Genomic DNA, 12,616 nt, shown 5'->3' on the forward strand with positions numbered 1-12,616 from the left:
CGGTCCCCGTGAACCAGGTGAGCTAGAGGGCGAGCCCGGTTAGGACCAGCACGCGCTCGTAGGTGTAGTCGTCCATCGCGAACTTCACACCCTCGCGGCCGACGCCGGACTGCTTGGCACCGCCGTACGGCATCTGGTCCGCGCGGTAGGACGGCACGTCGCCGATGACCACGCCGCCGACCTCCAGCGCGCGGTGGGCACGGAAGGCGACCTGGAGGTCATGGGTGAACACGCCCGCCTGGAGGCCGTACTTGGAGGAGTTGACCGCCGCGAAGGCCTCGGCCTCGCCGTCCACCTTCTGCACGGTGAGGACCGGTCCGAAGACCTCCTCGCAGGCGAGGGTGGTGTCGGCCGGCACGTCGGTGAGGACGGTCGGCGCGTAGGAGGCGCCGTCGCGGTCACCTCCGGTGAGCAGGGTGGCGCCGGCCTCGACGGCCTCCTTCACCCAGGACTCGACGCGCTCGGCGGCGGCCTCGCTGACCAGCGGGCCGACGTCCGTCTTGTCGTCGGACGGGTCGCCGGTGGCCTGGGCCTCGACGGCGGCGACGATGCGCGGCAGCAGACGGTCGTGGACGGAGGCGTCGACGATCACGCGCTGCACCGAGATGCAGGACTGGCCGCCCTGGTAGTTGGAGAAGGTCGCGATGCGGGTCGCGGCCCAGTCCAGGTCCGCGTCGCTCGCGAAGTCACCGAGGACCACGGCCGCGCCGTTGCCGCCCAGTTCCAGGGTGAGGTGCTTGCGCGGCACCGAGTCCATGATCGCGTAGCCGACCTTGTCGGAGCCGGTGAAGGAGATGACCGGCAGGCGCTCGTCCTGCACGAGGGCGGGCATCTTGTCGTTGGCGACCGGGAGGACCGACCAGGAGCCGGCGGGCAGGTCGGTCTCGGCGAGCAGGTCGCCGATGATCAGGCCGGAGAGCGGGGTGGCGGGTGCCGGCTTGAGGATGATCGGGGCGCCGACGGCGATCGCCGGGGCGACCTTGTGGGCGCACAGGTTCAGCGGGAAGTTGAACGGCGCGATGCCGAGGACGACGCCCTTGGGGAAGCGGCGGGTGAGCGCGAGGCGGCCCTGGCCGCCGAGGTCGGTGTCGAGGCGCTGGGCCTCGCCGCCGTTGAACCGGCGGGCCTCCTCGGCCGCGAACCGGAACACGGACACGGCGCGGCCGACCTCGCCGCGGGCCCACTTGATCGGCTTGCCGTTCTCGGCGGAGATCAGCTGGGCGATCTCCTCGGTGCGCTCGGCCAGGCGCTTGCTGACGTGGTCCAGGGCGGCGGCGCGCACATGGGCCGGGGTGGCGGCGAACTCGTTGCGCACGGCGTACGCGGCGGCCACGGCCTCTTCGACCTGGGCGTCCGTCGGCACGCTGACCTTGCCGACCAGTCGGCCGTCCCACGGGGAGGTGACGTCGAGGGTGTCCTCGCCGGTGACCTGGCGGCCGGCGAGCCAGAAGGCGTGGGTGGAAGTCATGAGCGGGATCCGGCCTTTCCGCGTTGGGGATGCGCGTGTGCTTTCGTGTCCCACGGTAGGGCGGGGGTGCGCGGGGGGTGCTTGTCCGAGTCGTAGTGGTGGGGGGTGGGGATGCGCCGGATTGGCGTGGTGGGGGGCTGGGGCCGCGAGTTTTTCGCCCCCCGCCGCCCCTACCCGTCCCACCTCCAGGGGCTCCGCCCCTTCGACCCCGCCAGGGGGCTCCGCCCCCTGGACCCCCGATCGGCCTGGACGGCCTCGTCCTCAATCTCCCCCAAGCTCTGCGAGCAGGGGGTACCCCCAGACGGGCTGTCTTTGTACCGCTACTCCGGGGTGGTCGCCTTCAACGCCAGCCACAGCTCCATCCGGACGTCGGGGTCGTCGAGGCTGCGCCCCAGGATCTCCTCGACCCTGCGCATCCGGTACCGCAACGTGTGCCGGTGCACCCCCAGGTCCGCCGCTGCCGCGTCCCACTGGCCGTGGCGGGAGAGCCAGGCGCGCAAGGAGGCCACCAGGTCGCCGCGCCCGGTCGCGTCGTGCTCGTACAGCGGGCGCAGCAGACCGTCCGCGAACGCCTTCACCGCGTCGTCGGCCAGCAGCGGCAGCACGGAGCCCGCCGCCAGCTGCTCGTGCTCCACGAGCACCCGCCCCCGCCGCCGGGCCACCGACAGCGCCTGTTCGGCCTGCTTGTACGCGGCGGCCGCGGCGATCGGTCCGGCCGGCGCCGACAGGCCCACGACCAGCTCGTCCTCGTCCACGGCAGCATGCTCGGGTACGGCCCGTGCCGCCTCCAGCGCCGCCGCGTACTCCGCGCAGGCGGCGACCGCCGCTCCCCCGTCCCCGGCCAGTACGACCAGCCGCTCCCCCTCGGGGACCACCAGCACGGCCTCCCCGGAGCGCGCTGCCGCGGCCTCCACGGTCTCCGCGAGCCCGCCCAGCGGATCACCGCCCGCGTGGGCGTGGGTGTCCGCGTGCGCCCGGGCGGCCGACGCGGACACCGGCTCGGCGACGATCATCCGGAAGGGCGCGTCGAGGAGCCCGCCGTACAGGTCACCGGCGACGGCCCGGGCGTGGTCCGGCTGCCCGGCCAGCAGCATCCGCAGCACGGCCGCGCCGATCCGCTGCTCGGCGGCCTGCAGCGAGCGGGAGCGCTCGGTGGTGAGGGTGAGCAGGGCGATCGCGGAGTGGACGGCGTACCGTTCGGCGGTGCCGAGGGGCGCGGCGGTGCCGACGGCGAGCGCGGCCCGCGGCCGCCTGCCCGTGCCCAGGGAGTGCAGTTCGACGCGGTCCTCGGTCTCCGGGCTGCCGACCACCGACGAGGCGGGCGCGGGCCGCTCCCGCAGTCGCTCCACGTCCGCGGTGATCCGTGCCGCGCGCCGCCCGGCCCACTCCGGCGCGGTCGCGACGACGGCGCCCGAGGCGTCGTACAGGGCCGCCCAGCCGTCGACCTGTGCGGCGAGCGCGGTGAGCAGCCCCTCCGGGCCCGCGCTCAGCGCCTGCCTGGTCAGCTCCCGCTGGGCGGCGAACCCCGCCGTGACCGCGCGGTACTGGTCGGCGGCGATCGCGGCGGACACCGCCTTGCTGATCGCGAGGAAGGGGGTGCGGCGCGGCACCTCCAGCAGGGGCAGGCCCTCCTGTTCGGCCGCGTCGACCAGGGCCTTGGGGATCTCGTCGTAGTTGACGCCGACGGCGAACCCGAGCCCGACGACTCCGGCGCCGACCAGCCGCTTCACATACCGGCGCATCGCCTCGGGGTCATCGGCGTCCAGCTTCAGGGCGGTGATCAGCAGCAGTTCCCCGCCCTCCATGTAGGGCACGGGGTCGGCCAGCTCGCTCACATGCGCCCAGCGGACGGGCACGTCCAGGCGGTCCTCGCCCGCCCGCACGGTCAGCTTGAGCGCGGAGTGGTGGACGAGCGAGGCGAGCGTCGGGGGCATGAGGCCTTCAGGTCTGGGGAGATCGGGTGATCATTGCGATCATTTGGCCGCTTCGTATGAACAGCCTATGCCGATTCTGCCGCACCGTATGGAGACCCGGTGACCTTATGGAGGGACGGACCTCAGCCGCGGAGGTCCACCAGCAGGGGCGGGGCGTGCTCCCCCTTGACGTTCGTGAGCGACAGCACCGCATGACCCGGCGGCACCCCGTGCGCCAGCTCGGACGCCGACCAGCGCTCCCGCTCGACCTGCCGGACGGTCACCGCCCGCGCGGTCGGTGCCTTGCCGGTGATCACCCGGCGCAGCATGTGCACGGCCTTGCCGGCCGGGGTCTCGGCGATGATCTGCCGGTCGGTCACGTCCCGCGCCTCGGTCCACTCCTTGCCCCACACCTCGGCGAAGTCCTGGCCGTCCCACGGGGTGAGCCCGGACAGGGCCATCCGGCACCCGGCGGCGCCCAGCAGCGGCCCGCGCAGTGGCCGCGGTACGTCGTCCAGGGTGCGCAGGGTGAGCACGGCACCGGCATTGGCGGAGCGCAGCCGCTGGATCCCGCGCACGGCCTCCGGGGTCACCGCTCCGGTCGCGTCGTCGAGCAGCAGACAGGCGAACAGCGACCGGTCCTCCCGTACCGCCACGCTCGCCGTGAACTGGGCGAGCACCAGCCGGGCCAGGATCCGCGAGGCGTCCGCGTGCCCGCGCTCGGGCAGGTCGATACGGACCCGCACCGGGTGGTCGAGCGCCTTGAGCGAGAAGGGCCGGGACTGCCCGGAGGTGTCGAAGAACCCGGCGAAGGCGGGCCGGTCGAGCAGTGCGATCCGGTCGGCGAGCACCGCGCCCACGTCCCCGGGGTGGCCCAACTGCCGCTCGCGCGCGTCGAGTTCGCGCAGCAGCGACTCCTGCCCGGTGTCCTGCAGCGCCTTGCGCAGCGCGGCCAGCGGACCGGGGGTCCCGTCGAGCAGCTGACGCAGCTCCGGTACGGAGGGGAAGCGGGCGTGGACCGCCCGGAACGGGCCGAGCAGCTGGGCGAGGACGGTGGTGGAGCGGCGGCTGTCGCCTCCCGGGTGCGGATCGGCGAGGTCGCCGACGAGGGCCTCGGCGAGTATCGCGGCGGCCTCGTCCGGGTCGGTGGTGCCGCCGTACAGATCGAGGTCGTACACCGATTCGGGATGGGCGATCCGTACGACGACGTCGTACGCGTCGGACGTGCCGAGCCCGGCGCCCGCCGCGCCGACCACCACGACGGAGGCCCGTCCGGCGAGCGCGTGCAGGCACAGCGACTCCGCGAGCGGCCGTACGACGCTGCCGGTCTTGCCTGAGCCGGCCGGGCCCACGGCGAGCAGGGAGGTGCCGAGCAGGTCGGTGCCGAGGGCGAGTCCGGAGCCGCGGTAGTGGTAGGGGTTGCGCGGGTCGTCCGCGGTGGTCCCGAGCCGCACCTGCCCGGTGACCAGGTCGTGCCGGGCGAGGCGGCCCGGCAGGTCCCGCTCCCCGGAGGGGTGCAGACAGGCGGCGGCGCCGTCCTTGACGACGGCGGTGGTGAAGGCGGCGAGGCTGTGCCGGCCGCTGCGCACGCCCTGCCAGGCGCGGGCGATACGGGCGAGGTCGACGTCCCGCATCAGCCCGGAGCGGGCCTCGGCGGCGAGCCGGTCGGCGGCGTCGGCGGCCCCGGCGGCGCGCAGGTGGGGCCACTGGGCGGGGTCCTCCTGCGGCGTTGCCGGCGCGTGGAGGGGCTCCGGGCGCTTCAGACGGGGCACGACGAACCGCCGCCACACCTCTCCCCAGCGGCCGAGCTTGCCCACCACGGCCATGATGATCACGGCGACGAGCAGCTCGTATCCCTGGTACAGGACGAGATTGCCGATCTCACTGTCGCTGCCGCGCCACGCGTCGGGGACGATCAGGTCGAAGGGCACCCACCACCAGCCTCCGAGATAGTCGTTCTGCAGCAGTGACCAGACGAGCCAGCCCACCAGGAAGGCGATCAGCGCGCCACTGAGCAGCTGCCGCGCCGACATCTCGTCGGGCTCCTGGTCGGCCCGCGGCCTGTACTCGAACCGCCACACCCCCGGTGCCGCCTCCGGCCGGGGCGCCCGCAGCCAGGCCAGGAACGTCGAACCGTCGGGCAAGGGGGGCACCCCTGGAGGCACCGCAGGTCGCGGCGGCATCGCGGGAGCGTCCTGTGGCCCCGCCGGACGCGGTACGGGATTCGCGTGCGTACCCCGCGTGTCCTGCGTCCCGTCGCTGTCCATCGCCCTTTCCCCCTGACCAGCCGTGTCGTGCACCATCAGCGAGTCAATCTAACGCCCCCGCAAGGGGAGTTCACCGCTTACGCGGCCGAGCGGTCCGGCCCGGGCCCGACCGCACCGTCACCCCGCTATGTCCACCGCGGACAAGCGCAGGTCCTGACAACGCCCACATGGAGCATGCCCACCCCCCATTCCCGGTCCTAGCCTGCGAGAAAAGAAAAGTAGACAAGAGTCCGTAATACCCCCAGGAGCCCGTCATGAGCGCACTTCCGCAGGAGCGCCGCGTCGTCACCGCCATCCCCGGCCCGAAGTCGCAGGAGCTGCAGGCCCGCCGTACCGCCGTGGTCGCGCAGGGCGTCGGCTCCGTGCTGCCCGTGTTCACCGCGCGTGCGGGCGGCGGCATCATCGAGGACGTCGACGGCAACCGCCTCATCGACTTCGGCTCCGGCATCGCCGTGACCTCGGTCGGCGCCTCGGCCGAGGCCGTCGTACGCCGTGCGAGCGCCCAGCTGGCCGACTTCACCCACACCTGTTTCATGGTCACCCCCTACGAGGGCTATGTGGCGGTCGCCGAGGCCCTCGCCGAGCTCACCCCGGGTGACCACGCCAAGAAGTCCGCGCTGTTCAACTCGGGCGCCGAGGCCGTCGAGAACGCCGTCAAGATCGCGCGTGCGTACACCAAGCGCCAGGCCGTCGTCGTGTTCGACCACGGCTACCACGGCCGGACCAACCTGACGATGGCGCTCACCGCCAAGAACATGCCGTACAAGCACGGCTTCGGTCCCTTCGCCCCCGAGGTCTACCGCGTCCCGGTCGCCTACGCCTACCGCTGGCCGACCGGCCCGGAGAACGCGGGCCCCGAGGCCGCCAAGATGGCCATCGACCAGATGTCCAAGCAGGTCGGCGCGGACAACATCGCCGCGATCATCATCGAGCCGGTGCTCGGCGAGGGCGGCTTCATCGAGCCGGCCAAGGGCTTCCTGCCGGAGATCGTGAAGTTCGCCAACGACAACGGCATCGTCTTCGTCGCCGACGAGATCCAGTCGGGCTTCTGCCGCACCGGTCAGTGGTTCGCCTGCGAGGACGAGGGCATCGTCCCCGACCTGATCACGACGGCCAAGGGCATCGCGGGCGGTCTGCCGCTCGCCGCCGTCACCGGCCGCGCCGAGATCATGGACGCCGCGCACGCCGGCGGCCTCGGCGGCACCTACGGCGGCAACCCGGTCGCCTGCGCCGGTGCGCTCGGCTCCATCGAGACGATGAAGGAGCTCGACCTCAACTCCAAGGCGAAGAACATCGAGGCGGTCATGAAGGCGCGCCTGGGCGCGATGGCCGAGAAGTTCGACATCATCGGCGACGTCCGCGGCCGTGGCGCGATGATCGCCATCGAGCTGGTCAAGGACCGTACGACGAAGGAGCCGAACCCGGAGGCCACCGCCGCCCTCGCCAAGGCCTGCCACCAGGAGGGCCTGCTGGTCCTGACCTGTGGCACCTACGGCAACGTGCTGCGTTTCCTGCCCCCGCTGGTCATCGGCGAGGACCTGCTGAACGAGGGCCTCGACATCATCGAGCAGGCGTTCGCTCGTATCTGATTCACACTCCGGCGCCCAGCGTCAGGCCGTGTGAAGAAGGTGTGCGAGGTGGATGGCGGGACGCGATTCCGTCTGTCTTGGAGCCATCCCCTGCCGTAGGTTCTTCCTCAGATGAGAGATACACCCCGCCCACAGGGGACTGTGGGCGACATCAGGCCGTCGCCTCCCCAGCTTCGACCTGGTCGTGCCCTCGCGCACACAACCGGGGCCTTCGGCTTCGGAATCTCCTCACCGATCGGACAGTCGCCCGCCCCAAACCCCCCGGGGCGCGCGGCGTTCCGATCCGGACGGCCGCCTCGGAACTACCCCCCCCTGTTCCGGGGCGGCCGACCTCCTTCTCCCGCACTGTCTTCCACACTGGTGACCATGCGTCGCACCGATCTGCTCGTGCGCCTGCTCGTGGTCCACCGGCTCAACGGCGATCCGGACGACACCGATCGGGTGGGAATCGAGGTTCTCAAGGAGTCGCGGCAGCGCTGATGCGGACTCCTGAGAAGCTGTGGCCCGTGACCGCTGTACCCATCCTCCTGTTCGTACTGATCACCTGGCAGGTCATGGCCGACGGCCCGCTGCTGCGCGTGGACGAGCGGGTGAGCCGCGCCCTCGTCCATCCCGACCGGATCTCGGCGGCCCTCTCCGACCTGGGCAACGTCCAGGTGGCGGTTCCGGTGCTCGCGGTCGCCATAGGCCTCGTCCTCTGGCTGGGCCGCCGCGGCGGCGCCGACCGCTGGTGGCTACCACCGGTCGCCGCCGCCGTCCTGATGGCCCTGGTCCCGGCGATCGTCGTGCCGTTGAAGGCGTGGACCGACCGTCCGGGAACCCCGGTCATGCCCTGGGCCGGCGGCTTCTACCCGTCCGGCCATACGGCCACCGCGGCCGTCGCGTACGGCGCGGCGACGCTGATCCTCCTCCCCTGGCTCGTCACGGCGCTCGCCCGGCGGCTGCTGGTGACCGTGTGTGCCGTGGTCAACCTCGGTGTCGGCTTCGGGCTGATCCGGCGCGGCTACCACTGGCCCCTGGATGTCCTGGCCAGTTGGTGTCTGTGCTCCGTGCTGCTGTTCGCGCTGTGGGCGTTCCTCAGCCGAAGTACGCGTCGAAGTTCCGCTGGAACTCCCAGTTGGCGAACCGGTCCCAGTTGACCGACCACGTCATCAGGCCACGCAGGGCGGGCCAGCTGCCGTGGGTGGTGTACGAGCCGCAGTTCGACCTCTTCGTCAGACAGTCGAGGGTCTTGGTGACCTCCGACGGGGTGACATAGCCGTTGCCCGCGTTGGTGGACGCCGGCATGCCGATCGCCACCTGGTCGGGGCGCAGCGGTGGGAAGACGTTGTTCGCGTCGCCCGCGACCGGGAAGCCGGTCAGGAGCATGTCGGTCATGGCGATGTGGAAGTCGGCGCCGCCCATCGAGTGGTACTGGTTGTCGAGGCCCATGATCGGGCCCGAGTTGTAGTCCTGGACGTGCAGGAGCGTCAGGTCGTCGCGCAGGGCGTAGATGACCGGGAGGTAGGCCCCGCAGCGCGGGTCCTGGCCGCCCCACTTGCCGGTGCCGTAGTACTGGTAGCCCAGCTGCACGAAGAAGGTCTCGGGGGCCATGGAGAGGACGAACTTCGCGCCGTAGCGGGCCTTGAGGGTCTTCAGGGCCGAGATGAGGTTGACCACGACGGGTGTCGTCGGGTTCTTGAAGTCCGTGTCGTTGGCGTTGAGCGACAGCGAGTGGCCCTCGAAGTCGATGTCCAGGCCGTCGAGGCCGTAGTCGTCGATGATCCGGGAGACGGAGGAGACGAAGGTGTCACGGGCCGCCGTGGTGGTCAGCTGCACCTGGCCGTTCTGGCCTCCGATGGAGATCAGCACCTTCTTGCCGGCCGCCTGCTTGGCCCTGACCGCCGCCTTGAAGTCGGCGTCGCTCTCGACGTTCGGGCATTCGGTGACCGGGCAGCGGTTGAAACGGATGTCGCCGGAAGTGACCGAGGTCGGCTCGCCGAAGGCCAGGTCGATGACGTCCCAGCTGTCGGGTACGTCGGCGAGACGGGTGTAGCCGGAGCCGTTGGCGAAGGTGGTGTGGAGGTAGCCGACCAGGGCGTGGGTGGGCAGGTCGGTCGAGCCGCCGGATCCGGCGGTCGTCGTGGCGGTCACCGTCGCGGACTTCGCGGACTCGCCCGCGTCGTTGAGGGCGGTGACCTGGAAGCCGTACGCCGTCGAGGGCGTCAGTCCGGTCACGGTCGCCGAGGTGCCGGTCACGGTCCGGTCCTTGACCCCGTCGCGGTAGACCGCGTAGCCGGTGGCGCCGGTGACCGCCGTCCAGGACAGGGCGACGCTGGAGGAGGTGACGGTGCCCGCCTTGAGTCCGCTGGGAACCGTCGGCGGCTGTCCCGGGTCGACGCCGGGGCCGGTCAGGGAGATGTCGTCGGCGTAGTAGGCGCCGGTGCCGTACCAGCCGTGGGTGTAGATGGTGACCTTGGTGGTGGCGGCGCCGGTGCGGAAGGTCGTGCTGAGCTGCTGCCAGGCGGGGGCCGACTGGGTCCAGGTGGAGACGTCGGTGGTGCCGGTGCCGTTGGCGCCGAGGTAGACGTAGGAGCCGCGGACGTAGCCGGACAGCGTGTACTGGGAGTCGGGTTTCACCGTCACGGTCTGCGCGCACTGGGCGTTGTCACTGCCGGCCGGGGTCGCCTGGAGAGCCGAAGTGCCGCCGTGCACTGGAGAGTTGACGGTGGCACCGCTGTTCGCCGTGCAGCTCCAGCCGTCGAGACCGGACTCGAAGCCACCGTTCCTGGCGAGGTCGGCGTCGGCCGCACGGGCGGCCGACGAGAGCACGGTGATGCCGGGTACGGCCAGAAGCGCCGCCGTGAGCGCGGCGAGGAGGGATCTGGTGCGAGGTCTGACGCGATCCACAAGTGCCTCCGGGCATGGGGGAATTGGAGGGTGGAGCGCGCTCAACTTGGTCCAGACCAATCCCGTTGTCAAGACCTACGGCGAACGGCTGCGGGCCACGGCGCCCTGGGCCACGCCCGGACGGGTGCGCGCCGGCACTGGCGCGTGCCCCTCGCTGTACGCCGGGGAACCGCCCGTACGGATCGGAGCGGCGAGCACGGCCGAACCGCGCGCCGCCCCCGGTGACGGCCCGTGCCTGTACGCCGCCGGTGCGGCCGCACCCATGTGCACCCACGGCTCACGCCCGGCCCCGCCGTGCCGCGCGCCGACGGCCACGACGGACAGAGCGCCAAAGACGCGCAGCAGGACCGCCCGAGCCGTCCGGCGGACCACACCGGTCGGCCGGGCCGCGTACGGCACGACCATCCAGGCGCCCGCACCGACCGTACGGATACCGGCCGAGCGCACCGGCCACGTCGAGCACCCACGGCCGACCGACCCACTACCCACCCTCATCCACCGCCAGACACGCCGCCGCCTCGTGCAACGCCAGTTCCAGCAGCACCGGATCGGTGAGCCTGCCGGAGCCGTCCGGGGGGAGCAGCCAGCGGAGCGCGGTGGTCGGACGGGTCGGGTACGGGACGGTGATCCAGGTGCCCGCGCCGACCGTGCGGATGCCCGTGCCCAGCCAGCATTCGGCCGTGCCCGGCGGTACGAAGAAGCCCATCCGCTCGTCGGCGAGGTCGACCAGCACCGGGCCGGGGCGGTCGCGCATGCGGGTGAGCACGGCGAGCGCCGGGCGGCCGAGCGTGCCCGGCACGACGAGCACGTCCCACGCCTTGCCTGCGGGAAGGAGCGTGACCCCACGAGGGTTGCGTTCCCACTCCCGGCGGCAGGCCTCGGGATCCGGTGCGACCGATGCCAGCCACTCGACCGCCGGCTTCGCTCCAGCCATGAGAAGACCTCCCTGCCTCCCGTCGACGCGGTCGCGTCAGCAGGAGAGAGGGAGGTCCTCAGCAGGCATTACGCGGGTTGCGGTCCCTACTTGGAGTGAATCGGCTCCTCGCCCGGCAGGGCTCAGCTGTCGAAGCCCAGCCCCAGCCGGTCCATCGTCCGCAGCCACAGGTTGCGCCGGCCGCCGTGCTCGTCCGCGCGGGCCAGCGACCACTTGGTGAGGGCGATGCCGGTCCAGGCGAAGGGCTCGGGCGGGAAGGGCAGCGGCTTCTTGCGGACCATCTCCAGGCGCGTGCGCTCGGTGTCCTCACCCGCCAGCAGGTCCAGCATCACATCGGCGCCGAACCGGGTGGCGCCCACGCCGAGGCCCGTGTAGCCCGCCGCGTACGCCACCTTGCCCTGGTGGGCGGTGCCGAAGAACGCCGAGAAGCGTGAGCAGGTGTCGATCGCGCCGCCCCACGCGTGCGTGAAGCGGACGCCCTCCAGCTGCGGGAAGCAGGTGAAGAAGTGCCCGGCGAGCTTGGCGTAGGTCTCGGGGCGGTCGTCGTACTCGGCGCGGACGCGGCCGCCGTAGGGGTAGATCGCGTCGTACCCGCCCCACAGGATCCGGTTGTCGGCCGACAGCCGGAAGTAGTGGAACTGGTTGGCGCTGTCCCCGAGGCCCTGGCGGCCCCGCCAGCCGATCTCGGCGAGCTGCCGCTCGGTGAGCGGCTCGGTCATCAGGGCGTAGTCGTAGACCGGCACGGTGTAGGCCCGGACCCGCTTGAGCAGGCTCGGGAAGACGTTGGTGCCCAGCGCGACCCGGCGGGCGCGCACCGAGCCGTACGGGGTGCGTACGGCCATGCCCGCGCCGTACGGCTTCAGGTCCAGGGCGGGCGTGTGCTCGTAGACGCGCACGCCCAGCCGGAGGCAGGCGCGCTTCAGGCCCCAGACGAGCTTGGCCGGGTGGAGCATGGCCACGCCCCGGCGGTCCCACAGCCCCGCCTCGAAGGTCGGCGAGTTCACCTGCTCGCGCACGGCGTCCGCGTCCAGGAACTCGATGCCGTCGGCCAGACCCTTGTCCTCCAGCTCCCGGTACCAGGCGCGCAGTTCCCGCGCCTGGTACGTCTCGGTGGCGACGTCGATCTCGCCGGTGCGCTCGAATTCACAGTCGAGGGAGTGCCGGGCGACCGCCTTCTCGATCTCGTCGAGGTTGCGCTCGCCCAGCTCCTGGAGCGTGCGGATCTCGTCCGGCCAGCGGGCGAGACCGTTGGGCAGTCCATGGGTGAGGGAGGCGTCGCAGAAGCCCCCGTTGCGGCCCGAGGCGGCCCAGCCCACCTCACGGCCTTCCAGCAGCACCACATCCCGCTGCGGGTCGCGCTCCTTGGCGTTGAGCGCGGTCCACAGTCCGCTGTAGCCGCCGCCGACGACCAGCAGGTCGCAGGTCTCGGCGCCGGTGAGGGCGGCCTCGGGGTGGGGCTTGCCGGGGTCTTCGAGCCAGTACGGGACCGGCTGTGCTTCGGAAAGAGACTTGGTCCAACGGGTCATGGCGCTTGGGGCCATGATTTCAACTCCCTA

At 72.0% G+C, this 12,616-nt stretch carries 9 protein-coding genes; 2 read left to right on the forward strand and 7 right to left on the reverse strand.

Going from position 1 to position 12,616, the window contains the following annotated elements; all coding sequences use genetic code 11:
* Nucleotides 1-22 precede the first annotated feature (22 nt).
* The 3 genes from AB0I54_RS26555 to AB0I54_RS26565 all read right to left on the reverse strand — a co-directional run bounded on the left by AB0I54_RS26555 (nt 23) and on the right by AB0I54_RS26565 (nt 5,648).
* Entirely contained in the window at nt 23-1,468 is a 1,446-nt protein-coding gene (locus AB0I54_RS26555; RefSeq protein ID WP_363298667.1) for an aldehyde dehydrogenase family protein, read from the reverse strand.
* Nucleotides 1,469-1,788: 320 nt separating this feature from the next.
* Nucleotides 1,789-3,402, reverse strand: a complete 1,614-nt coding sequence (locus tag AB0I54_RS26560; protein ID WP_363298668.1) for a PucR family transcriptional regulator — start codon at nt 3,400-3,402, stop codon at nt 1,789-1,791.
* 122 nt (nt 3,403-3,524) lie between these two features.
* Entirely contained in the window at nt 3,525-5,648 is a 2,124-nt protein-coding gene (locus AB0I54_RS26565; RefSeq protein WP_363298669.1) for an ATP-binding protein, read from the reverse strand.
* Between the two features lie 254 nt (nt 5,649-5,902).
* Between AB0I54_RS26565 and gabT the strand changes: the two genes are divergently transcribed.
* Together gabT and AB0I54_RS26575 are read left to right on the forward strand one after the other, a co-directional pair.
* Complete coding sequence (gene gabT, locus AB0I54_RS26570) at nt 5,903-7,237, forward strand: 4-aminobutyrate--2-oxoglutarate transaminase (protein ID WP_363298670.1); 1,335 nt, start codon at nt 5,903-5,905, stop codon at nt 7,235-7,237.
* A 479-nt stretch (nt 7,238-7,716) separates the two neighbouring features.
* Nucleotides 7,717-8,376: a phosphatase PAP2 family protein gene (locus AB0I54_RS26575; protein WP_363298671.1), complete on the forward strand. Its 660-nt coding sequence runs from the start codon at nt 7,717-7,719 to the stop codon at nt 8,374-8,376.
* Here AB0I54_RS26575 and AB0I54_RS26580 read toward each other — a convergent pair.
* The 4 genes from AB0I54_RS26580 to AB0I54_RS26595 form a co-directional block, all read right to left on the reverse strand.
* Nucleotides 8,315-10,126, reverse strand: coding sequence for a glycoside hydrolase family 18 protein (locus tag AB0I54_RS26580; RefSeq protein ID WP_363298672.1), 1,812 nt, complete (start codon nt 10,124-10,126; stop codon nt 8,315-8,317). The genes AB0I54_RS26575 and AB0I54_RS26580 overlap by 62 nt on opposite strands.
* Nucleotides 10,127-10,201: 75 nt before the next feature.
* Complete coding sequence (locus tag AB0I54_RS26585) at nt 10,202-10,615, reverse strand: hypothetical protein (protein WP_363298673.1); 414 nt, start codon at nt 10,613-10,615, stop codon at nt 10,202-10,204.
* A complete protein-coding gene (locus AB0I54_RS26590; protein WP_363298674.1) occupies nt 10,608-11,060 on the reverse strand; it encodes a hypothetical protein in 453 nt (150 codons plus the stop codon). The genes AB0I54_RS26585 and AB0I54_RS26590 overlap by 8 nt, the downstream gene beginning before the upstream one ends.
* Nucleotides 11,061-11,182: 122 nt before the next feature.
* Nucleotides 11,183-12,601, reverse strand: a complete 1,419-nt coding sequence (locus tag AB0I54_RS26595; RefSeq protein WP_363298675.1) for an FAD-dependent oxidoreductase — start codon at nt 12,599-12,601, stop codon at nt 11,183-11,185.
* Nucleotides 12,602-12,616: the final 15 nt, after the last annotated feature.

This window comes from Streptomyces sp. NPDC050625, from assembly GCF_040654755.1.
In the GTDB taxonomy this organism is placed as follows: Bacteria; Actinomycetota; Actinomycetes; order Streptomycetales; family Streptomycetaceae; genus Streptomyces.